Source organism: Mongoliimonas terrestris (assembly GCF_001927285.1).
In the GTDB taxonomy this organism is placed as follows: Bacteria; Pseudomonadota; Alphaproteobacteria; order Rhizobiales; family Pleomorphomonadaceae; genus Chthonobacter; species Chthonobacter terrestris.
The window spans coordinates 11,530-31,994 of record NZ_MSIG01000015.1 but is presented as its reverse complement, the minus strand read 5'-3'; the positions used below and the strand labels follow the sequence as shown (position 1 = coordinate 31,994).

The following is a 20,465-nucleotide window of genomic DNA, read 5'->3' as shown; positions in this document are numbered from 1 at the left end:
GCCGCCTTGCATCCACGGCCCCACTCACCCTAGGGTTCCTCCCATGATCGACACCCACACCGCCTCGCGCCGTCCGAAGGTCGTCGGCTGCATCCTGGCCGGAGGCCGTTCGTCCAGAATGGGCGGCGGCGACAAGGGGTTGAGGCTCCTCGCCGGCCGGCCGATGATCGCCCACGTGATCGACCGCCTCGCCGCCGAGGCCGACGTCCTCATCATCAACGCCAACGGCGACCCGAGCCGCTTCTCCAGCTTCGGCCTGCCGGTGGTGCCCGACAGCCTGCACGATTTCCCCGGCCCGCTTGCCGGCGTCCTCGCCGCCATGGACTATGCGGCGATCCGCCATCCGGAGGCGGATTTCATCGTCACGGCGGCGGCCGACACGCCCTTCTTCCCCGAAGGTCTCGCGCAAAGCCTTCTGGACGCTGCATTTTCGGCCCGCACGGTGGTGATCGCCGCCTCCGACGACGGCACCCACCCGGTGTTCGGCCTCTGGCCCATGGCGCTCCGGGCCGAGCTCAAGCACTTCCTCGACGGCGGCAACCGCAAGGTCGGCGCCTTCGTGGAGACGCGCCAGCACAACACCGTCCATTTCCCGCCCATCCGGGTCGGCGATCGCACGGTCGACAGCTTCTTCAACGTCAACACCCCGAGCGAACTCATCGAGGCCGAGGAGATCGCCAAGGCGTTGGCCTTCCAGGCCGATCTCGATCGCTCCAGCAAGACGCCGCTGCAGCAGCACGGCGTCGTGGTCGGCTTCGCCGGCTGGAAGAACAGCGGCAAGACCACCCTCGTCACCCGCCTCGTCGCCGATCTCACCGCGCGCGGCCACACGGTCGCGACCGTCAAGCACGCCCACCACGCCTTCGACATCGACCAGCCGGGCACCGACAGCTTCCGCCACCGGGAGGCCGGCGCCACCCAGACCGCGCTCGTCTCCGCCCGCCGGGTGGCGATCATGCAGGAACTGGCCGCGCCCGAGGACGAGCCGTCGCTGGAGGCCGTGCTCGCCCGGCTCGATCCAGCGGACATCGTTCTGGTGGAGGGCTGGAAGACCGCCGCCATCCCCAAGGTGGAGGTCCGCCGCACCGCCGCCGCCCGCCACGATCCGCTCCATCCGGCCGATCCGCACGTGATCGCCATCGCGGCGGACCATACGGTGCGCGCCAGCATTCCCGTCTTCAATCTCAACGAGGTGGAGGCGCTCGCCAGCTTCCTCGTCACCCGCAAGCCCTGAGCCTTTCGGACCCCGATGACAGCCAACCGCCGCCTGCTCGACGACTGCTTCCTGACCGACAAGGAGCGGATGACCCACGAGGAGGCGCTCGCCCTGATCCTCGACCGGGTCGGGCCGGTGGCCACAGCGGAGACGGTTCCGGTGATCGACGCTGGGGGCCGTGTTCTCGCCGAGACCGTCCTTGCCCCCCGCGACGTGCCGCTCTCCGACAACGCGGCGGTGGACGGCTACGCCTATGGGTCCGCGTCCTTCGAGGCGACCGGCGGCTTCTTCCCCGTCATCGACCGGGTCGCCGCCGGCCATCGGCGCGCCGCTCCGGTGCCCCCAGGTGCCGCCGTGCGCATCTTCACCGGCGCCGCCATGCCGGCCGGCACCGACACGGTCGCCATGCAGGAGGACTGCGAAACCCATGCCCAAGACGGCGCCGCCTTCGTCATCGTGCCGCCCGGCCTGAAGCCCGGCGCCAACCGCCGCCGCGCCGGCGAGGACCTGAAGGCCGGCACGCTGGTGATGGGGGAGGGCACCCGCCTCCGCCCGCAGGACGTCGCGGCCCTCGCGTCCCTCGGGCGGGAGACGGTGGCGGTCCGCCGCCGCCTGAAGGTCGCCATCCTCTCCACCGGCGACGAGATCGTCCGCGCCGGCCAGCCCATCGAGCCCGGTCAGGTCTACGACAGCAACCACGCCCTGATCACCAGCCTCCTTGGCAAGGCGGGCGCCGACGTCACCGACCTCGGCGTGCTGCCGGACCGGTTCGAGGCGATCCGAGACGCCATCGTGGCCGCTGCTGCCACCCACGACGTGATCATCACCTCCGGCGGGGCGTCGCGCGGCGAGGAGGATCACGTGGTCACCGCGCTCGACGAGGTCGGCCGCCGCCACCTCTGGCAGATCGCCGTCAAGCCCGGCCGGCCCATGACCCTCGGCCAGGTGGGCGACTGCGTCTTCCTCGGCCTGCCGGGCAATCCGGTCGCGGTGTTCGCCTGCTTCCTGCTCTACGGCCTGCCGCTGCTCTCGCGCCTGGAAGGGGCGTCCTGGCGCGAACCGGTGCGCTATCCGCTGCCGGCCGCCTTCGAGATCCGGTCCAAGAAGCCCGACCGTCGGGAGTTCCTCCGCGCCATCCTTGTGAGCGGCGACGACGGCACCCTGCGCGTGGAGAAGTTCGCCCGCGACGGCTCCGGCCTCATCACCGGCCTTCGCGAAGCCGACGGCTTCGTCGACATCCCCGAGCCGGTCACCTCCGTCAAGGCCGGCGACCTCGTCGCCTTCATGCCCTTCGCCGGCTTCTTCCCCTGATCCGACCCTTCGCCGGGATGACGGTGGAGCGCGGATCGGGCCCTGGAGGGCGGCGCGGTTCGGATGATCGGTCGGTTCACTCCAGGTCGTCACCCCGGCGAAAGCCGGGGCCCAACCGACGGCGGTTAGGTCCGCGCCGATGCGGACACGACCCTGACGATTGGATCCCGGCCTTCGCCGGGATGACGGTGGAGGGTGGATCGGGCCCGGGAGGGCGGCGCGGTTCGGATGATTGGTCGGTTCACGTCCCCAGGTCGTCACCCCGGCGAAAGCCGGGGCCCAACCGACGGCAGCCACGGCCGCGCCGGCGCGGACACAACACCGACGGTTGGATCCCGGCCTTCGCCGGGATGACGGTCGACGGTGGAGGGTCGAGCGGGCGGGCGGTGCGAGCCGCAGGCTCTGGCTCGGCATCGGTGAGAGGCCGGCCACCCATCCCATCCGTCTCAATCGTCACGCTCCACCTGCCCCGACGTCACCCGCGACGGCCCGCGATCCTTATGCGGGACAGGACTGCCTTGTGAGATTTAAGACATTGCATGTCATCGGAATCATGGATGACAATGCGCCGCAAGTGCCCGTTGCCACGGTCCCGGACCGCGGCTTTTCGGGCACGAGACGCGAACCAGAACAACAAAAGTCCGCGGCTTCTCTTGCCTCATCCCCGATGTCGTCGACGACGGAAGAGACGCCCGCGGAGATGGAACAGTGGGGTTTTCATGCGCATGCTCAAGACCGTCGCCCTCGCGGCCACCGTGCTCGCCACCCTCGTCGGCGGCGCCGTCGCCCAGGACATCACGAAGGTCCGCATCGGCACCGAAGGGGCCTACCCGCCCTTCAACTTCCAGGATGCCAATGGCGAACTGAAGGGCTTCGACGTCGACATCGCCAAGGCGCTCTGCGCCGAGATGAAGGTGGAGTGCGAGTTCGTCGTCCAGGACTGGGACGGCATCATCCCGGCCCTCCTTGCCGGCAAGTTCGACGCCATCATCGCGTCCATGTCGATCAACGAGGAGCGGAAGAAGTCCGTCGCCTTCACCAACAAGTACTACAACACCCCGCCGGCCGTGGCCGTGCCGAAGGACTCGCCGGTCACCGGCATCACCGCCGAGGACCTGAAGGATCTCGCCGTCGGCGCCCAGTCCTCCACCACCCACTCCACCTACGCCGAGCAGTATCTCACGCAGAGCGACGTCAAGCTCTACCCGACCGCGGACGAGTACAAGCTCGACCTGGAGAACGGCCGTCTGGACGCCGTGGTGGACGACGTGGTGGTGCTCTCCGACTGGGTGGAATCCGAGGCGGGCGCCTGCTGCAAGATCGTCGGCACCATCACGCCGGTGCAGGAGATCCACGGCGAGGGCGCGGGCATCGCCCTTCGCAAGGAGGACACCGCGCTCCAGGAGAAGTTCAACGCCGCCATCGAGGCGATCCGTCAGAACGGCACCTACGAGACCATCAACAAGCAGTACTTCGACTTCGACGTCTACGGCGGCTGACGCCGTCCGGCGCCGGGGCGCGGCGACCCCGCCGCCTCCCGGTCGACCGCCGATCGTCACGGCCGGGCGCCCTGTCCGGCCGTGACCCGTTCCGGCCGTGACCCGTTGATGGGAACAGGGTATCCGCGATGAACGAAGCCCTCAGTCTCCTTTCGTTCGGCCCGACGGGCTGGGGCGACGAGATCGCGTCCGGCGTCTGGGTCACCGTCTCGCTGGCGGCCTCGACCTTGCCGTTCGGCCTCGCCCTCGGCTTCCTGGTGGCGCTCGCCAAGACCAGCGAGGACGCGTATCTGCGGGCCGGCGCCAACATCTACACCACCCTGTTCCGCGGCCTGCCGGAACTCCTGACCCTCTTCCTCATCTACTACGGCGGCCAGATCGCCCTCTCGGCCTTCACCCAGCGGCTGTTCGGTCAGCCGACGGAGGTGAACGGCTTCGTCGCCGGCCTGTTCGCCCTGTCGCTGGTCTTCTCGTCCTATGCGAGCGAGGTCTTCCTCTCGGCCTTTCGCGGCATTCCGGCCGGGCAGTACGAAGGCGCCCAGGCGCTCGGCCTCAACCGCATCAAGACCATGCGGCTGGTCATCCTGCCGCAGCTGGTGCGGCTGGCGCTGCCGGGCCTTTCCAACCTCTGGCTCATCCTCCTGAAGGACACCGCCCTCGTGTCGGTCATCGGGCTCAGCGACATCCTGCGCAACACGAACGTGGCCGTCGGCAACACGAAGGAGCCCTTCCTCTTCTTCTTCGTCGCCTGCATGATCTATCTGGTGCTCTCCATGGTGTCGTCGATCGCCTTCGGCTTCATCTCCGGCTGGGCCGAACGGGGCCAGGAGACGCGGGCATGACCGCCGCCGCCGCCTTCATCCCGGCGTCGCCGCCGCCCGCCGCCGCCCGCCGCCGCCTTGGTGGCGCGCGCATCGCCGGCCTCGGCATCCTGGCGCTCTGGACGCTTCTCGGCGTCGCCATCCTGTGGCTGCTGGTCGCCGGCTATGATGGCGAGATGATCGCGCGCTACCTGCCGCGCATCCTCGACGGCGTCCTGACGACGCTCCAACTGGTCGGCCTCTCGCTCGTCATCGGGGCGGCGCTGTCGATCCCGGTCGCCGCCGGGCGGCTCTCGGCCAACCCGGCGATCGGGGCCGTCACCTTCGCCTATTCCTACTTCTTCCGCGGCACGCCGCTCCTGGCCCAGACCTTCCTCGTCTACTACGGGGCGGGCCAGTTCGTGGGCTTCTTCCGCGAGATCGGGCTCTGGTGGTTCTTCCGCGACGCGTTCAACTGCGCCGTCCTCACCTTCGCGCTCAACACCGCCGCCTACCAGGCCGAGATCCTCGCCGGCGCCATCCGGTCCGTCCCGCGCGGCCAATGGCAGGCCGCCCAGTCCCTGGCGCTGCCGCGCGGCGTCACGCTCGCGCGCATCATCGTGCCCCAGGCGCTGATCACGGCGCTCCGGCCCTACGGCAACGAGGTGGTGCTGATGATCAAGGGCTCGGCCATCGCCTCCATCATCACGGTGCTCGACCTGATGGGGCAGACCCGCTACGCCTTCTCCAAGACCTACGACCTGCAGGTCTATCTCTGGGCGGCCATCCTTTACCTCGCCATGGTGGAGATCCTCCGGCGGGTCTGGGACGTTCTGGAGCGCCGCCTCACGCGCCACCTGCAGCGGACCGACTGAACACCCGCCGTCGAAGGCGGCGGATGAAGGGTCGGGGCCGGGCATGCCCGGAGAGGACGAACGTCCCGCGGCGGTCGCCTGCAGATCAGGCGTCGTCCAACTTCAAGGACAAAAGCCGCAGCACGGTGATCTGGGCCGGCAGCACCATGTAGACCGCCAGATAGTCGTGCCGCGCCATCGGCCACTCGCGCGTCGCGGTGACGCGTCCCATCTCACCCTGATAGGGGCTGTCGGCGAGGGCGAGAAGATCGCCGTCGACCGTCTGGAGGAAGTCGTCGGGGTCGAGGCCGGTGTTCTTCAACCTGTCGACCGCCGACAGGAGATCGCCCTCGGCGAGCGGAGTCCAAACGATGCTGGCCGTCATGGTGCCGATCCTCCGGCCAGATGCTGCCGGGCACGCCACATCACGCTCTCGTGGCCCCGCAGCACCGTGCCGGGCATGTCGAGCATGGAGAGCGCCCTCTTCACCTCTATTCTCACCCAACGGTCCTGTTTTTCCTTATGACGCGCTGATCCCCTAAAATCCTGCTTCGCCATGCCGCTACTCCAGCCCACCACCCAGGAAAACGGTTTCTTAGGCGATAATACGAATCAAACTGCAACAATCAACATTCAAATAGCGAAAAAAGTATTTCGTTTGCGCGAAGACGAAATCATTGGTCGGGAAAGATCAGGAAATAAGGGTGAAATAAAAAGCGCCGATGTCAACGATGACAATCGGCGCTTTCCATTTCTATACCTTTTGGAAAATTTATGGGCAGACGACCGCGTACGGACGGCCGTAGCTGTCGTAGGCCGTGCAGTTGCGGGGCGCCGTGGCACCGGCAACCGCCGCGCCGCCGATGCCGCCAGCCACCGCGCCGATGGCCGCTCCACGACCGCCGCCGGCCAGACCGCCAACCGCCGCGCCGCCGAGCGCGCCCACGGCGGCGCCGGTGGTGACGCGCTGCTGCGTCTGCGTCTGACCCTGGCAGCCGGCAAGTCCCATGCCCAGAGCAACCACGACAAGTAGCTTCTTCATTTCGTCCTCCGTTCGGCGTCGCGCCGGCTTTCTCTGCTCAAGATCGGACGTTCGACCGGCCGTCTCGTCTCCGCCGAACCGGCTTTGAGAAGGGACACCTGAACACGCCGTCTCGAAGCAGGAACGCTTCAGTGAGCCGATAGGTTCTCGCGACCTTTGGCGCGACGGTCAATCGGTTAGGAAGAGGTTGACGGGCGAAAACGTCGTCACGTCGATGAGCCCGATGTCGGAAATGCGGAGCTCGGGGATCACCACGAGCGCAAGCAGCGAGTGCTGCATGTAGGCGTTGTTGAGCGTGCAGCCGCAGATCCGCATGGCCTCCACCAGCCGGTCCGCCTTGGCGGCGACGATCTCGGCCCGCTCGTCCGACATCAGGCCGGCGATCGGCATCTCCACGAGCGCCAGTTCCTCGCCCTCGGAGATCACCACCACGCCGCCGCCCACCTCCGCCAGCCGGTTGGCGGCCTTCGCCATGTCGGACTTCGAGGTGCCGACCACGATCATGTGGTGGCTGTCGTGCGCCACCGTCGAGGCGATGCCGCAGGGCTTCGTGTAGCCGAAGCCCGACACGAAGGCGTTCACCACCCCGCCGGTGCCCTTGTGCCGCTCCACGAGGGCGATCTGGCAGACGTCCTTGTCCGGATCGCCGACAGCGAGCCCGTCCTCCACCGGCAGCGTGGCGGTGAGGGCGCGGGTCGGCGCCTGGTTCTCCACGATGCCGATCACCCGCGCCGTGACGGCGTTGCGCCCTTCCGGCGCCTTGATGTCGAACGCGGTGGCGGTCAGCGGCCGGCCGAGCCGCACCGTGGTCTTCACCGCCTCCGGATAGGCATAGGGCGGCACGTCGGCGGTCAGCCGTCCGTCCTCGGCCAGCACCGTCCCGCGGGCGATCACCAGGTCGATCGGCAGCGCCACGAGGTCGGACGTGATCACCAGATCCGCCCGCCGGCCGGGCGTGATGGAGCCGATCTCCCGCTCCAGGCCGAAATGCTGGGCGGTGTTCAGCGTCGCCATCTGGATGGCGATCACCGGCGGGCAGCCCTGGGCGATCGCGTGGCGCACCACCCGGTCCATGTGCCCGTCGCGCACCAGCGTGCCGGAATGGCTGTCGTCGGTGCAGAGGATGAAGCTGCGCGGGTCGAGCCCGTGGTCGGTGATCGCCTTGATCTGGGTCGCCACGTCGTACCAGGCCGAGCCGAGCCGCAGCATCGGCCGCATGCCGAGCCGGGCGCGCGCCATGGCGTCCTCCAGCCTGGTGCCCTCGTGGTCGTCCGAAGGCCCGCCGGCCACATAGCCGAGGAAGTTGCGACCGAGGTCGAAGGCCGCGTAGTGGCCGCCCACGGTCTTGCCGGCATCCATCGTGTGGGCCATCTCGGCCAGCATTGTCTCGTCGGCGGCCACCACGCCCGGGAAGTTCATCATCTCGCCGAGGCCGATGATGCCCGGCCAGCCCATGGCCTCCTTCACGTCGTCTGGCCCGATGGTGGCGCCCGGCGTCTCCAGGCCGGGGGCGGAGGGCACGCAGGACGGCACCTGCACATAGACGTTCATCGGCAGCGTCAGCGCCTCGTCGTGCATCAGCCGCACGCCCGGCAGCCCGAGCACGTTGGCGATCTCGTGCGGGTCGATGAACATGGATGTGGTGCCGTGCGGGATCACCGCCCGGGCGAACTCGGTGACGGTCACCATGCCGCTTTCCACGTGCATGTGCCCGTCGCAGAGCCCCGGCAGCATGTACCGCCCGTCCGCCTCGATCACCGTGGTGTCCGGCCCGATGGCGTAGGAAAGGTCCGCCGCGATGGCCGCGAACCGGCCGGCCTTGATCGCCACGTCATGGCCGGGCAGAACCTCGCGGGTGTGCACGTTCACCCAGCGCCCGCCGCGGATGACCATGTCGGCCGGCGCGCGGCCGGTTGCCACGTCGATCAGCCGCGCGGCGGATTGAGCCCAGGTCGCCATGCCGGTCATGCGTCGTTCCTTTTCGGTGGCAGAACGACGGACCCTAGCCTGTCGCCGGTCGGTTCGAAAAGGGGTGCCCGGCGGACGCGGGACGGAGGAGCGCGACCCGCCCTTCGAACGGATGCCTGACAACCGGGCGCCGACCGGTTAAGAACCGAAAGAACAAGCCGCAAGGGAGAGCATCGTCATGGCCAAGGTCGCGTTTCTCGGATTGGGCGTCATGGGCTACCCCATGGCAGGCCACCTCGCCGCCCGCGGCGGCCATGAGACCCGCGTCTTCAACCGCACCACCGCCAAGGCCGAGGTCTGGGTGGCGGCCAACGGCGGATCGTTCGGCCGCACCCCGGCCGAGGCGGCGGAAGGCGCCGACTTCGTGTTCGCCTGCGTCGGAAACGACGACGACCTCCGGCAGGTGACGATCGGGGAGGGCGGCGCCTTCGCCGCCATGGCGCCCGGCGCCGTCTTCATCGACCACACGACCGCGTCCGCCGCGGTCGCCCGCGAACTGGCCGCCGCCGCCACCGAGCGCGGCCTCTTCTTCCTCGACGCGCCCGTGTCTGGCGGGCAGGCGGGCGCAGAGAACGGCGCGCTCACCGTCATGGTGGGCGGTGACGAGGCCGCCTATCTTCGTGCCGAGCCGGTCATCCGGTCCTTCGCCAAGATGGTCGGCCTGATGGGGCCGTCAGGTGCCGGCCAGCTCACCAAGATGGTCAACCAGATCGCCATCGCGGGCCTCGTCCAGGGCCTGTCGGAGGCCATCGCCTTCGCCAAGGCGGCCGATCTCGACGTGGAGAAGGTGATCGGCGTCATCTCCAAGGGCGCCGCCCAGTCCTGGCAGATGGAAAACCGCTGGAAGACCATGGACGCGGGAGAGTTCGCCTTCGGCTTCGCCGTCGACTGGATGCGCAAGGACCTCGGCATCGTGCTCGACGAGGCCAAGCGGAACGGCGCCCGCCTGCCGGTCACCGCCCTGGTCGACCAGTTCTACGCCGACGTCCAGGCCATGGGCGGCAACCGCTGGGACACATCGAGCCTCATCGCCCGCATCACCCCGAAGTCCGACACCTGAGCGCCCCCGCCCGGAGCCGACGCCTGTGACCGACACCGCCTGGCCGACCGAAATCCGCCTGTCCGAGGACAAGCGCACCCTCACCGTCTCGTTCGACGACGGCTCCCGCTACGCCATTCCGGCGGAGCTCCTGCGCGTCCGCTCCCCGTCCGCCGAGGTCCAGGGCCACGGCGCCGGCCAGCGGCAGACGGTGCCGGGCAAGCGCCACGTGCAGATTCTCGCCGTGGAGCCGGTCGGCGCCTACGCGGTGCGCCTGCGCTTCGACGACATGCACGACACCGGGATCTACCCCTGGGCGCTTCTGCGCGAAATGGGCGCGGGCCAGGCCGCCATGATGGCCGAATACGAGGCCGAACTCGCCGCCAAGGGCATGAGCCGCGAGCCCCGCAAGCGCTGAACGTTGGACGTCGGGCAACGCCGAAGCTCGCATGATCCCTCCCATAAGGATTTGGCCAAAAGCCAAGGCGGAGCCGGCCCGTAACTGCGGAGCGGGGTCCGGCAAAGCTGGGGAAAGATTGACAGTCCCTCCCCTCAGGGGAGGGTCCGGCGAAGCCGGGGGAGGGGTCGTCTTTTTCGTTTCGACAGCGTGTACTTGTTGTTTGCCGACGCAAAAAAGAAAAAAACACAACCCCTTCCGGCCCTCTGGGCCACCTTCCCCTGAGGGGAAGGATTGAGTCGGCGCCCTGATCGGCGCACCGACTGACAAAAAAAGGGACCGGCGATCACCGGTCCCTTTGTCGTTTCGAACGCTCGATCATCCCGCCTCAGCGGACGACGATGACCTTGGTGCCGACGCCGACCTGCTCGTAGAGGTGGGCCACGTCGTCGTTGGTCATGCGGATGCAGCCGGACGAGACCGCCTGGCCGATGGTCCAGGGCTCGGCGGTTCCGTGGATGCGGTAGATGGTCGAGCCGAGGTACATGGCCCGCGCGCCGAGCGGGTTATCCGGGCCGCCCGGCATGTGGTAGGGCAGGTCCGGCTGGCGCTTGCGCATGGCCGGCGGCGGTGTCCAGCCCGGCCATTCGGCCTTGCGGGTGATCGAGTGGGTGCCGGCCCAGGTGAAGCCCGGGCGGCCGACGCCGATGCCGTACTTCAGCGCCTTGCCGTCGCCGAGCACGTAGTAGAGCCGACGCTCCTCCGTGTTCACCACGATGGTGCCCTTCTTGTAGGGCCCCTCGTAGCTGATGACCTCGCGCGGGACCGGGTTGGCGGTCTGGCGCTTCGGACGGACCACGATGGTCTCGAAGGAGCCGGACGCCGGATCGTAATAGCGCTTGGTGGTCGCCTCCTGGGCGGTGGCCGATCCGGCCGCCGCGAGGATCGCCAGAAAGGCGCCCGCCGTGGTGAGAAGAAGCTTGCGCATGGATGTACGCACCGAAAGGAAGAGGGGCCGAAGATGGGAGCGGCCAAGGTCAGGGCGAGTCCCACCCCGTGAGAGGTGACCACCGCCGCCGTCCATCCAGTGCCGCTTCGAGGAGACGATGGCGCCCGGCTGGTTACGGATTCAACAACGAACCGAGCCGGACCGCATTTTCCGTCGGCCGGCGGTTCTCCCTGTTGCCGATCCGCCACAGAGAGGCCCACGGCTCAGGAATTCAGTGCCGTAGACCTGTCTGAACGACGGAGGATCCCGTCCGCGCGCGATCGGATTGCGGCCGATCATGGCGCATTCCAGCCGTCATGACCCCGCCTCGCCGGGGCGGCCGGCGAATCACGCCGGCGGCCCGAAGGCGGCATATCAGCCGAGGTTCAGCGCCTGGAAGAAGTCGTTGCCCTTGTCGTCCACCACGATGAAGGCCGGGAAGTCGACCACGTCGATCTTCCACACGGCTTCCATGCCAAGTTCTGCAAATTCAACCACTTCCACGTGCTTGATGCAGTCCTGCGCGAGGCGGGCCGCCGGGCCGCCGATCGATCCGAGGTAGAAGCCGCCGTACTTGTGGCAGGCGTCCCGCACCGCCTTGGAGCGGTTGCCCTTGGCGAGCATCACCATGGAGCCGCCGGCCGCCTGGAACTGGTCCACATAGGCGTCCATGCGGCCCGCGGTGGTCGGCCCGAACGACCCGGACGCGTAGCCCTCCGGCGTCTTCGCCGGGCCGGCGTAGTAGACCGGGTGGTTCTTGAAATAATCCGGCAGCGGCTCACCGCTCTCCAGCCGCTCGCGCAGCTTGCCGTGGGCGAGGTCGCGGGCGACGATCAGCGGCCCGGTCAGCGACAGCCGCGTCTTGATCGGATAGGCCGACAGCGTCTTCAGGATCTCCGCCATCGGCCGGGTCAGGTCCACCTGCACCACATCGCCGCCGAGGGTCGTATCGTCCACCTCGGGCAGGTACTTGGCCGGATTGTGCTCCAGCTCCTCCAGGTAGACGCCGCTGCGGGTGATCTTGCCCATGGCCTGCCGGTCCGCCGAGCAGGAGACGCCGATGCCGATCGGCAGCGAGGCGCCGTGCCGGGGCAGGCGCACCACGCGCACGTCGTGGCAGAAGTACTTGCCGCCGAACTGGGCGCCGACGCCGGTCGCCTGGGTTGCCTTGAAGATCTCCTCCTCCATGGCAAGGTCGCGGAAGGCGTGGCCCTGCTCGGAGCCCTGGGTCGGCAGGCCGTCCAGGTAGCGGGTGGAGGCGAGCTTCACCGTCTTCAGCGTCATCTCCGCCGAGGTGCCGCCGATCACGATCGCCAGGTGATAGGGCGGGCAGGCGGCGGTGCCGAGGGTGAGGATCTTCTCCTTCAGGAAGGCGATCATCCGGTCGTGGGTGAGCAGCGACGGGGTGCCCTGGAACAGGAAGGTCTTGTTGGCCGATCCGCCGCCCTTGGCGACGTAGAGGAACTTGTAGGCGTCCTCGCCCTCCGCGTAGATGTCGATCTGCGCCGGCAGGTTGTTGCGCGTGTTCCGCTCCTCGAACATGGAGACGGGCGCCAGCTGGCTGTAGCGGAGGTTCTTCTTCAGGTAGGCGTCCAGCACCCCGCGCGAGACGGCGTGCTCGTCGCCGCCCCTGGTCCAGACCCTTCGGCCCTTCTTGCCCATCACGATGGCGGTGCCGGTGTCCTGGCACATGGGCAGCACGCCGCCCGCCGCGATGTTGGCGTTCTTCAGGAGATCGTAGGCGACGAACTTGTCGTTCGACGTCGCCTCCGGATCGTCCAGGATCTTGGTCAGCTGCGCCAGGTGGCCCGGCCGGAGCAGGTGGTTGATGTCGATGAAGGCCGCCTCGGCCAGAAGCCGCAGCGCCTCCGGCTCCACCTTCAGGATCTCCTCGCCCTCGAACGTCGCCGTCGACACGAAGTCGTCCGTCAGCTTGCGGTAGGGCGTGGCGTCGGGCGCGAGCGGAAAGAGGCCGGTATCGACGAGAGGCTCGGACATGGGCTGGCTCACTCCTCAGGAGAACGGGCAGGGAGGAAAGGGCAGGCGGCGCCTGATCGGCGCCCGATCAGCCGGGTTTAGTCCCTTTGCCGCACTGCGCCAAGCCGGGGCGGCCACGACCTTCGGCGGGAGAGGGCGGTCTTGGCGCCGCCGCCTTCGGGGTCTACATGAGGGGAGAGGGCGCCGGCCGGTTCGCGGCGTCGCCCTTCGCACCGGAGCCCGCCGCCCTTGGCATCGATCCGCGCCCTCGTCCTCCGTCTCGTCGTGCTCGCCGTCGCCCTCGGGATCGGCTTCGGCCCGGCGCACGCCCACGCGGGCGGACCGGGCGGACCGTGCCTGCACCGGACCCTGGCGCCATCTCCCGCGACGGCCCACCCGACCACTCACCGCATGGCCGCCGCCCACGCCGCCCACCACCACGGCGCGACGTCTCGGCCCGCCGCGATCGCCCACCCGTCGGCGGCCTCTCCGGACGACCCTTCGCCCACCAGTCCCGCCCCGTGCGCCGACGCCTGCGTCTGCGCCGTCTGCGTCACCCTCCCGGCCGTCTCCGCCGCCAACGACGACGCGCCCGTCACCCGCCTCCGGGTCGGCCCCGCGCTCTCCGGCGCGCTGCCCGGCATCGAGCCGGACCGCCCGGACCCGCCGCCTCGATCGCCCGTCTGACACCCGCGCCGCATCACCCGGCGCATCGTCGAGACCCTATCGAGGACAGATCCATGACCCTTCTCAACACCGTCACCGCCGGCGCCGTGGCGCTCGGCCTCGCCCTGACGCCCGCCGCCGCCCAGATGCAGCACGGCGGCCACGGCGGTCACGACGCCCCCGCCGCCATGCCCATGGACCCGCACGCCGGCCACGGCGGCGGCGCCATGCCCGGCATGGGCGCGCCGAAGGGCGACACCGGCCCGTCGTCGGAGGCCTTCCGCGCGGCCAACGCCCGCATGCACGCCGCCATGGACATCGAATACTCCGGCGACCCGGACGTCGATTTCGTGCGCGGCATGATCGCCCACCACGAGGGCGCCATCGACATGGCCCGCATCCTCCTTCAGTACGGCAAGGACGCGGAGAACCGCGCGCTCGCCGAGACCATCATCAAGGCCCAGGAGGCGGAGGTCGCCTCCATGCGCGCCTGGCTGAAGGCCAAGGGCGTCCAGTAGCGGCCCTTCCACGACTGAGGCCCGGGCGGACCCGATCCCCCCGCGCCGCCTCCATCCTCACGTCATCTCCGACAACAGGATGCTCGTCTCCGACAGCGACACGCCCCGGATCGCCCGCATGTCGTGCAGCGTCCGGTCGAGGCTGGCGAGATCGCCCGCGTTCACCTCCACCACGAGGTCCCAGCGCCCGTTGGTGGAGTGGATGCGGGCGACGTCCGGCAGCCGCTTCAGCGCCGCGATCACCAGCTTGAGGTCCGCCGAGCGCACCTCCAGCGCCGTGATCGCCCGGATCCGCCCGGCCTCAACGTCGCCCCGCACCCGCACCGTGAAGCCGAGGACCACCCCGGCGGCCACCAGCCGGTCGATCCGGTTCTGCACCGTCCCCCGGCTCACGCCCAGGCGCCGGGCAAGGGTCGCCGCCGGCAGGCGCGCGTCGTCGCGCAGCTCCGCGATCAGCCGCCGGTCGGTCTCGTCCAGGTCCAAGGCGCGCCCTCCGTCAGCCAACCCTGACGAAACGTCAGGATCGTGAGCAATCTGCAGCACACTGCTGGCTTTTCGTTGACACCGTCAAGCCTCACCCTTGGCTCCTCTTCAACACGGGGCACGACGGCGGGTGACGGGGATGACGAAGCACGAGGGTGGATTTCCGAACGGGTTCCGCGAGAGCCGGGTCAGCCTTCTCGGCATCCCGTCGGAGCGCGGCGCCGGCACCGCCGGCACGCTGATGGGCCCGGCGGCCCTGCGCACCGCCGGCCTGCCGGCCCTCCTCGCCGACCTCGGCTACCGGGTCGACGACCGCGGCGACATGACCCCGCCGGTGCCGGTCGTTCCGCCCATGGACCCCGCGGCCGCCACCCGCTGCCGCAACCTCGCCGAGATCACCGCCTGGACCCGCGCCATCCACGACGAGGCGCACGCCATGACGGCGGCCGGCGGCATCCCGGTCTTCATGGGCGGCGACCATTCGCTCTCCATGGGCACCATCTCGGGCGTCGCCCGCGCCTGCCGCGAGGCGAACCGCGAGCTCGCCGTGCTCTGGCTCGACGCCCACGCGGACTACAACACCCCCGCCACCACCCCGTCCGGCAACATGCACGGCATGGCGCTCGCCTATCTCACCGGCGACGCCAGCCTCGCGCCGCTCGCCGGCGACGAGGGCCTCGTCCGCGTGTCGCCGGCCAACGTGTCCCTCTTCGGCGTGCGCTCCGTCGACCGGGAGGAGCGCCGCGCCCTCGCCGACCACGGCGTCGAGGTGGTGGACATGCGCCAGATCGACGAGGAGGGCATCGCCGCCCCGCTCGGCCGCATCCTCGCCCGGCTGAAGGCCCGCAACGTCCACCTGCACGTCAGCTTCGACGCGGATGTCCTCGACCCGTCGCTGGCGCCCGGCACCGGCACCGCCGTCATGGGCGGCGCCACCTACCGGGAGGCCCACCTCGTCATGGAGATGATCCACGACAGCGGCCTCCTCGGCTCCCTCGACCTCGTCGAGCTCAACCCTTTCCTCGACGAGCGCGGCCGCACCGCCCGCCTCGTCGCCGACCTCACCGCGAGCCTCTTCGGGCTCACCGTCCTCCACCGCCAGCCCGCCTGACCGGAGCCGAGCCCAACCGGAGCCAAGCCCATGACCCTCCACGCCAAGGACTTCATCCAGATCGAGCACCGGCTCGGCGCCCACAACTACAAGCCCCTCGACGTGGTGCTGACCCGCGGCGAACGGGTCTGGGTGTGGGACACGGACGGCAACCGCTACCTCGACTGCCTCTCCGCCTATTCGGCGGTGAACCAGGGCCACTGCCACCCGAAGATCCTCGCCGCCATGGTGGAGCAGGCCGGCAGGCTCACGCTCACCTCCCGCGCCTTCCGTTCCGACCAGCTGGCGCTCCTCTACGAGGAGATCGCCGCCCTCACGGACAGCCACAAGGTGCTGCCCATGAACTCCGGCGCCGAGGCGGTGGAGACCGCCGTCAAGGCCGTCCGCAAGTGGGGCTACGAGGTGAAGGGCGTCGCGGAGAACCAGGCGGAGATCATCGTCTGCGCCGACAATTTCCACGGCCGCACCCTCGGCATCGTGTCCTTCTCCACCGATCCGGACGCGCGCGGCGGCTTCGGCCCCTTCACGCCCGGCTACAAGGTGGTGCCGTTCGGCGACGCCGACGCGCTGGAGGCCGCCATCACGCCGAACACGGTCGGCTTCCTGGTGGAGCCCATCCAGGGCGAGGCGGGCGTCATCATCCCGCCGGCCGGCTATTTCAAGCGCGTCCGCGAGATCTGCACCGCCCACCGGGTGACGCTCATCCTCGACGAGATCCAGACCGGCCTCGGCCGCACCGGCAAGCTCCTCGCCGAGGAGCACGAGGGCATCGTCGCCGACGTCACCCTCGTCGGCAAGGCGCTTTCCGGCGGCTTCTACCCAGTGTCGGCCGTCCTCTCCAACACCGACGTGCTCGGCACCCTCCAGCCCGGCCAGCACGGCTCCACCTTCGGCGGCAACCCGCTCGCCTGCGCGGTCGCCCGGGCGGCGCTGAAGGTGCTGGTGGAGGAGGACATGGTCGAGAACTCCGCCCGCCTCGGCGACTATTTCCGCACCGAGCTCCAGGGCATCCGCTCCAACCTCGTCAAGGACGTGCGCGGCCGCGGCCTGATGCTGGCGGTGGAACTCCACACGGAGGCCGACGGCGCCCGCCGCCATGTGGAGGCGCTCCGCGCCAAGGGCGTCCTCGCCAAGGACACCCACGGCCACACCATCCGCATCGCCCCGCCGCTCGTCATCACCAAGGACGAGGTGGACTGGGCGCTGGAGCGGATCCGCGCGGTGCTCACCGCCGCCGGCTGAGCAACCCTGGCCGGCCAGTCGGTGCATTCCTGAAAAGCCCCGTCGCGCCCGCACCTCGGGCGCGACCCGCCGCGGCCGTCCTGCTGCCGCCGGCCGGGTGTTCCGGCGGAACAACCCGACTCCTCCATCGTTCCCGCTTCAAGGCACCAGGCGGATGCGCAGCACCGCCCAAAGGTGCGGCGCATCCACCATGGGGTGCGGGAGCCAAGGGAGGCCGAACGGTGCGGGTCCATCATCTCAACTGCGGCTGCATGTGCCCCATCGGCGGCGCCTGGTTCGACGGGCGAAGCCGGGGCGCGACGGCCTCTCTCGTCTGCCACTGCCTGCTGATCGAGAGCGAAGCCGGCCTGGTGCTCGTCGACACCGGCTTCGGCACCGGCGACGTGCGCCGTCCCGACCGGCTGAGCGGCCTCTTCCGCCGCATGAACAACATCAAGCTGCAGCGGCGCTACACCGCCCTCGGCGAGGTGGAGCGGCTCGGCTTCGACGCCCGCGACGTGCGCCACATCGTGCTCACCCACCTCGACTTCGACCACGCCGGCGGCCTTTCGGACTTCCCCCACGCCACCGTGCACCTGATGGCCGACGAGCTTCATTCGGCCGAGCACGCGCGCGGCTTCGTCGCCCGTCGCCGCTACCGGCAGACCCAGTGGGCGGCCACCACGAACTGGCGTCCCTACGCGGCAACCGGCGAGAACTGGATGGGCTTTCCCGCCGTCCGCGACCTGGAGGGCCTGCCGTCCGACATCCTGCTCGTCCCGCTCGCCGGCCACACCGCCGGCCACGCAGGGGTGGCGGTGCACACCGACGGCCGTTGGCTGCTCCACGCCGGCGACGCCTATTTCTTCCACGGCGAGATCCACGGTCCCGACCGCACCTGCCCGCCGGGCATGCGCGCCTACCAGGACCTGATGAACGTCGACAAGGACGCCCGCCTGGAGAACCAGCAACGGCTCCGTGCCCTCGCCAACGCCCCCGACGCCGGCATCACCATCTTCTGCAGCCACGACGCCGGCGAACTCCACATCCTCGGCGGCCAGCCGGCGGAGGACCTGGTGTCGGCAACGTCATGAAGCCACCCTCCAGACCCGACCCATCCTCCACCATCCCGTCCCCCACCGTCCTCCCGTCCCCCACCGTCATTCGTCCGCCACCGTCCTCCCGTCCCCCCAACCGTCATCCCATCCTCCACCGTCATCCCGGCGAAAGCCGGGATCCAACCGTCCGCGTCCTATCCGCACCGGCACGGTCGTGGCCGCCGTCGGTTGGGCCCCGGCGTTCGCCGGGGTGACGACCTGGGGACGTGAACCGCCCGATCATCCGAACCAAACCACCCTCCAGACCCGACCCGTCCTCCACCGTCATCCCAATCCCCACCGTCATCCCGGCGAAAGCCGGGATCCAACCGTCCGCGTCCTATCCGCACCGGCACGGTCGTGGCCGCCGTCGGTTGGGCCCCGGCGTTCGCCGGGGTGACGACCTGGGGACGTGAACCGCCCGATCATCCGAACCAAGCCACCCTCCAGACCCGACCCGTCCTCCACCGTCATCCCAATCCCCACCGTCATCCCACCATCCCATCCTCCACCGTCATCCCATCCTCCACCGTCATCCCGGCGAAAGCCGGGATCCAACCGTCCGCGTCCCATGCGCACCGGCACGGTCGTGGCCGCCGTCGGTTGGGCCCCGGCGTTCGCCGGGGTGACGACCTGGGGACGTGAACCGCCCGATCATCCGAACCAAGCCACCCTCCAGACCCGACCCGTCCTCCACCGTCATCCCAATCCCCACCGTCATCCCACCATCCCATCCTCCACCGTCATCCCATCCTCCACCGTCATCCCGGCGAAAGCCGGGATCCAACCGTCCGCGTCCCATGCGCACCGGCACGGTCGTAGCCGCCGTCGGTTGGGCCCCGGCGTTCGCCGGGGTGACGACCTGGGGACGTGAACCGCCCGATCATCCGAACCAAGCCACCCTCCGGACCCGACCCGTCCTCCACCGTCATCCCGGCGAAAGCCCGCACCCGCTCACCCGCCCCCTCACCGCTCCCTCTTCCGCCGCGCGTCGAACACCAGCCCCGTCTCCACCGCCTTCACGCCGAACTTCGCCCGCACGCTGTCCATCGCCCGCTCCGCCGCCGCCTTGCGGGCGGCGCCGGGGTCGACGAGGTCGGCCGGATCGGCCAGCCGGTCGCCCTCCAGCTCCGCCACCTGCACGCCGATCAGCCGGTATTTCGGCCCCGGCGGCTCCTTGGCCAGAAGGTCGTCCGCCGCCTGGAAGATCCGGTCCGCCAACTGGGTCGGATCCGCCAGCGTGCGCGAGCGGGTGACGATCCGGAAGTCCTGCGTCTTCAGCTTCAGCGTCACCGACCGTCCGGCGATGTGGAGCGCCTTCAGGCGTGCCGCCACCTTCTCCGACAGGCGCCGCAGGATGGGGCGGAGGTCCGCCAGCGCGGCGAGGTCGTCGTCGAACGTGGTCTCCGCGCCGACGCTCTTACGCTTCGACGTCGGGTCCACCTTCCGGTCGTCCACCCCGTGCGCCAGCTTGGCGAGCCGGAGCCCCATGGCGCCGTAGCGGCGCGCGAGGTCGGCGGCGCTCTTGCCCTGGAGGTCGCCCACCGTGCGGATGCCATCCCCGGCGAGCTTGGCCGAAAACGCCGCGCCGACGCCCCAGATGGTCGTCACCGGCCGCGGCGCCAGGAAGGCGGCGGCCTCGGCCCGGCCGATCACCGTGAAGCCGCGCGGCTTGTCGAGGTCCGAGGCGATCTTGGCGAGGAACTTGTTGGGCGCGAGACCCACCGACACCGTGATGCCGATCTCCCTCTCCACCCGCCGGGCGAACCGCGCCAGCGTCACCGCCGGGATGCCGCCGTGCAGGCGCTCCGTGCCGGAAAGGTCCAGGAAGGCCTCGTCGATGGACAGCGGCTCCACCAGCGGCGTCAGGTCCAGCATCATCTGCCGCACCTCGCGGCCGACCCGGGCGTACTTCTCCATGTCGGGCTTGATCACCACCGCGTTCGGGCAGGCCTTCAGCGCCTTGAACATGGGCATGGCCGAGCGGACGCCCTCGATCCGTGCGATGTAGCAGCAGGTGGAGACGACGCCCCGCCGGCCGCCGCCGATGATGACCGGCTTGTCGGTGAGCGAGGGATCGTCGCGCTTCTCGATCGCCGCGTAGAAGGCATCGCAGTCCACATGGGCGATGGAGAGGGCGGCAAGTTCCGGGTGGCGCAGCAGCCGCGGGCTGCCGCACGCCGCGCAGCGCCGCCCTTCCGCCGGCGCCGGCGTCAGGCAGTCCCGGCAGACGCCCAAGGGCGCGGCGGGAGCCGGATCGGACAGGGCAGGGGCGGGC

Annotated in this window: 20 protein-coding genes; 13 read left to right on the top strand and 7 right to left on the bottom strand. The window is 69.8% G+C overall.

Features of this window, described 5'->3' with window-relative positions; genetic code table 11:
• The first annotated feature begins 43 nt into the window (after nt 1-43).
• The 5 genes from mobA to BUQ68_RS18295 all read left to right on the top strand — a co-directional run bounded on the left by mobA (nt 44) and on the right by BUQ68_RS18295 (nt 5,701).
• A complete protein-coding gene (gene mobA, locus BUQ68_RS24495; RefSeq protein ID WP_342587022.1) occupies nt 44-1,234 on the top strand; it encodes a molybdenum cofactor guanylyltransferase MobA in 1,191 nt (396 codons plus the stop codon).
• Between the two features lie 15 nt (nt 1,235-1,249).
• Nucleotides 1,250-2,527 (top strand): molybdopterin molybdotransferase MoeA, encoded by a 1,278-nt coding sequence (locus tag BUQ68_RS18310; RefSeq protein WP_075217464.1) that lies wholly within the window; start codon nt 1,250-1,252, stop codon nt 2,525-2,527.
• Between the two features lie 719 nt (nt 2,528-3,246).
• Entirely contained in the window at nt 3,247-4,026 is a 780-nt protein-coding gene (locus BUQ68_RS18305; protein ID WP_075217463.1) for a lysine/arginine/ornithine ABC transporter substrate-binding protein, read from the top strand.
• 128 nt (nt 4,027-4,154) lie between these two features.
• Nucleotides 4,155-4,868 carry an ABC transporter permease gene (locus BUQ68_RS18300; protein ID WP_075217462.1) on the top strand — a complete coding sequence of 238 codons (714 nt, stop codon included), beginning with the start codon at nt 4,155-4,157 and terminating at the stop codon, nt 4,866-4,868.
• Complete coding sequence (locus tag BUQ68_RS18295) at nt 4,865-5,701, top strand: ABC transporter permease (RefSeq protein ID WP_075217461.1); 837 nt, start codon at nt 4,865-4,867, stop codon at nt 5,699-5,701. Before BUQ68_RS18300 ends, BUQ68_RS18295 begins: the two co-directional genes overlap by 4 nt.
• Before the next feature lie 85 nt (nt 5,702-5,786).
• On the opposite strand, the gene BUQ68_RS18290 is transcribed toward BUQ68_RS18295, so the two are convergent.
• Both BUQ68_RS18290 and BUQ68_RS23880 read right to left on the bottom strand, forming a co-directional pair.
• Nucleotides 5,787-6,065 (bottom strand): type II toxin-antitoxin system RelE/ParE family toxin, encoded by a 279-nt coding sequence (locus BUQ68_RS18290; protein ID WP_075217460.1) that lies wholly within the window; start codon nt 6,063-6,065, stop codon nt 5,787-5,789.
• Nucleotides 6,062-6,238: a hypothetical protein gene (locus BUQ68_RS23880; RefSeq protein ID WP_175577854.1), complete on the bottom strand. Its 177-nt coding sequence runs from the start codon at nt 6,236-6,238 to the stop codon at nt 6,062-6,064. The genes BUQ68_RS18290 and BUQ68_RS23880 overlap by 4 nt, the downstream gene beginning before the upstream one ends.
• Here BUQ68_RS23880 and BUQ68_RS23875 point away from each other — a divergent pair.
• Nucleotides 6,237-6,713 (top strand): hypothetical protein, encoded by a 477-nt coding sequence (locus BUQ68_RS23875; protein WP_175577853.1) that lies wholly within the window; start codon nt 6,237-6,239, stop codon nt 6,711-6,713. The two genes, BUQ68_RS23880 and BUQ68_RS23875, sit on opposite strands and share 2 nt — an antisense overlap.
• Nucleotides 6,714-6,890: 177 nt before the next feature.
• Here BUQ68_RS23875 and ade read toward each other — a convergent pair whose 3' ends face one another.
• Entirely contained in the window at nt 6,891-8,690 is a 1,800-nt protein-coding gene (gene ade / locus BUQ68_RS18280; protein ID WP_075217458.1) for an adenine deaminase, read from the bottom strand.
• Between the two features lie 178 nt (nt 8,691-8,868).
• On the opposite strand from ade, the gene BUQ68_RS18275 reads away from it, so the two are divergent.
• Together BUQ68_RS18275 and BUQ68_RS18270 are read left to right on the top strand one after the other, a co-directional pair.
• Complete coding sequence (locus tag BUQ68_RS18275; RefSeq protein WP_075217457.1) at nt 8,869-9,750, top strand: NAD(P)-dependent oxidoreductase; 882 nt, start codon at nt 8,869-8,871, stop codon at nt 9,748-9,750.
• Between the two features lie 25 nt (nt 9,751-9,775).
• Nucleotides 9,776-10,147: a gamma-butyrobetaine hydroxylase family protein gene (locus BUQ68_RS18270; protein WP_075217456.1), complete on the top strand. Its 372-nt coding sequence runs from the start codon at nt 9,776-9,778 to the stop codon at nt 10,145-10,147.
• Nucleotides 10,148-10,514: 367 nt separating this feature from the next.
• On the opposite strand, the gene BUQ68_RS18265 is transcribed toward BUQ68_RS18270, so the two are convergent.
• Both BUQ68_RS18265 and BUQ68_RS18260 read right to left on the bottom strand, forming a co-directional pair.
• Entirely contained in the window at nt 10,515-11,114 is a 600-nt protein-coding gene (locus BUQ68_RS18265; protein WP_075217455.1) for a L,D-transpeptidase, read from the bottom strand.
• Nucleotides 11,115-11,489: 375 nt separating this feature from the next.
• The gene (locus tag BUQ68_RS18260; protein WP_075217454.1) at nt 11,490-13,112 is read right to left on the bottom strand and encodes a fumarate hydratase; all 1,623 of its coding nucleotides are present in this window, start codon (nt 13,110-13,112) and stop codon (nt 11,490-11,492) included.
• 228 nt (nt 13,113-13,340) lie between these two features.
• Between BUQ68_RS18260 and BUQ68_RS23395 the strand changes: the two genes are divergently transcribed.
• On the top strand, nt 13,341-13,778 hold the full coding sequence (locus tag BUQ68_RS23395; protein WP_139315271.1) for a hypothetical protein: 438 nt from the start codon (nt 13,341-13,343) through the stop codon (nt 13,776-13,778).
• A gap of 53 nt (nt 13,779-13,831) precedes the next feature.
• Entirely contained in the window at nt 13,832-14,275 is a 444-nt protein-coding gene (copM, locus tag BUQ68_RS18250; protein WP_075217452.1) for a CopM family metallochaperone, read from the top strand.
• A 57-nt stretch (nt 14,276-14,332) separates the two neighbouring features.
• On the opposite strand, the gene BUQ68_RS18245 is transcribed toward copM, so the two are convergent.
• The gene (locus tag BUQ68_RS18245; RefSeq protein WP_075217451.1) at nt 14,333-14,758 is read right to left on the bottom strand and encodes an Lrp/AsnC family transcriptional regulator; all 426 of its coding nucleotides are present in this window, start codon (nt 14,756-14,758) and stop codon (nt 14,333-14,335) included.
• Nucleotides 14,759-14,897: 139 nt separating this feature from the next.
• Between BUQ68_RS18245 and rocF the strand changes: the two genes are divergently transcribed.
• The 3 genes from rocF to BUQ68_RS18230 all read left to right on the top strand — a co-directional run bounded on the left by rocF (nt 14,898) and on the right by BUQ68_RS18230 (nt 18,184).
• Nucleotides 14,898-15,869 (top strand): arginase, encoded by a 972-nt coding sequence (rocF, locus tag BUQ68_RS18240; protein ID WP_075217450.1) that lies wholly within the window; start codon nt 14,898-14,900, stop codon nt 15,867-15,869.
• 30 nt (nt 15,870-15,899) lie between these two features.
• The gene (gene rocD / locus BUQ68_RS18235; protein ID WP_075217449.1) at nt 15,900-17,111 is read left to right on the top strand and encodes an ornithine--oxo-acid transaminase; all 1,212 of its coding nucleotides are present in this window, start codon (nt 15,900-15,902) and stop codon (nt 17,109-17,111) included.
• A gap of 221 nt (nt 17,112-17,332) precedes the next feature.
• A complete protein-coding gene (locus BUQ68_RS18230; RefSeq protein WP_075217448.1) occupies nt 17,333-18,184 on the top strand; it encodes an MBL fold metallo-hydrolase in 852 nt (283 codons plus the stop codon).
• 969 nt (nt 18,185-19,153) lie between these two features.
• Here the strand turns inward: BUQ68_RS18230 and BUQ68_RS18225 are convergent.
• On the bottom strand, nt 19,154-20,452 hold the full coding sequence (locus BUQ68_RS18225; protein ID WP_075217518.1) for a DNA polymerase IV: 1,299 nt from the start codon (nt 20,450-20,452) through the stop codon (nt 19,154-19,156).
• Nucleotides 20,453-20,465: the final 13 nt, after the last annotated feature.

Excerpts from the sequence above, each read along its gene's own strand:
- mobA (WP_342587022.1), top strand. The coding sequence starts at position 44 with ATGATCGACACCCACACCGCCTCGCGCCGTCCGAAGGTCGTCGGCTGC.
- BUQ68_RS18310 (WP_075217464.1), top strand. The coding sequence starts at position 1,250 with ATGACAGCCAACCGCCGCCTGCTCGACGACTGCTTCCTGACCGACAAG.
- BUQ68_RS18305 (WP_075217463.1), top strand. The coding sequence starts at position 3,247 with ATGCGCATGCTCAAGACCGTCGCCCTCGCGGCCACCGTGCTCGCCACC.
- BUQ68_RS18300 (WP_075217462.1), top strand. The coding sequence starts at position 4,155 with ATGAACGAAGCCCTCAGTCTCCTTTCGTTCGGCCCGACGGGCTGGGGC.
- BUQ68_RS18295 (WP_075217461.1), top strand. The coding sequence starts at position 4,865 with ATGACCGCCGCCGCCGCCTTCATCCCGGCGTCGCCGCCGCCCGCCGCC.
- BUQ68_RS18290 (WP_075217460.1), bottom strand. The coding sequence starts at position 6,065 with ATGACGGCCAGCATCGTTTGGACTCCGCTCGCCGAGGGCGATCTCCTG.
- BUQ68_RS23875 (WP_175577853.1), top strand. The coding sequence starts at position 6,237 with ATGCCGCTACTCCAGCCCACCACCCAGGAAAACGGTTTCTTAGGCGAT.
- BUQ68_RS23880 (WP_175577854.1), bottom strand. The coding sequence starts at position 6,238 with ATGGCGAAGCAGGATTTTAGGGGATCAGCGCGTCATAAGGAAAAACAG.
- ade (WP_075217458.1), bottom strand. The coding sequence starts at position 8,690 with ATGACCGGCATGGCGACCTGGGCTCAATCCGCCGCGCGGCTGATCGAC.
- BUQ68_RS18275 (WP_075217457.1), top strand. The coding sequence starts at position 8,869 with ATGGCCAAGGTCGCGTTTCTCGGATTGGGCGTCATGGGCTACCCCATG.
- BUQ68_RS18265 (WP_075217455.1), bottom strand. The coding sequence starts at position 11,114 with ATGCGCAAGCTTCTTCTCACCACGGCGGGCGCCTTTCTGGCGATCCTC.
- BUQ68_RS18260 (WP_075217454.1), bottom strand. The coding sequence starts at position 13,112 with ATGTCCGAGCCTCTCGTCGATACCGGCCTCTTTCCGCTCGCGCCCGAC.
- copM (WP_075217452.1), top strand. The coding sequence starts at position 13,832 with ATGACCCTTCTCAACACCGTCACCGCCGGCGCCGTGGCGCTCGGCCTC.
- rocF (WP_075217450.1), top strand. The coding sequence starts at position 14,898 with ATGACGAAGCACGAGGGTGGATTTCCGAACGGGTTCCGCGAGAGCCGG.
- rocD (WP_075217449.1), top strand. The coding sequence starts at position 15,900 with ATGACCCTCCACGCCAAGGACTTCATCCAGATCGAGCACCGGCTCGGC.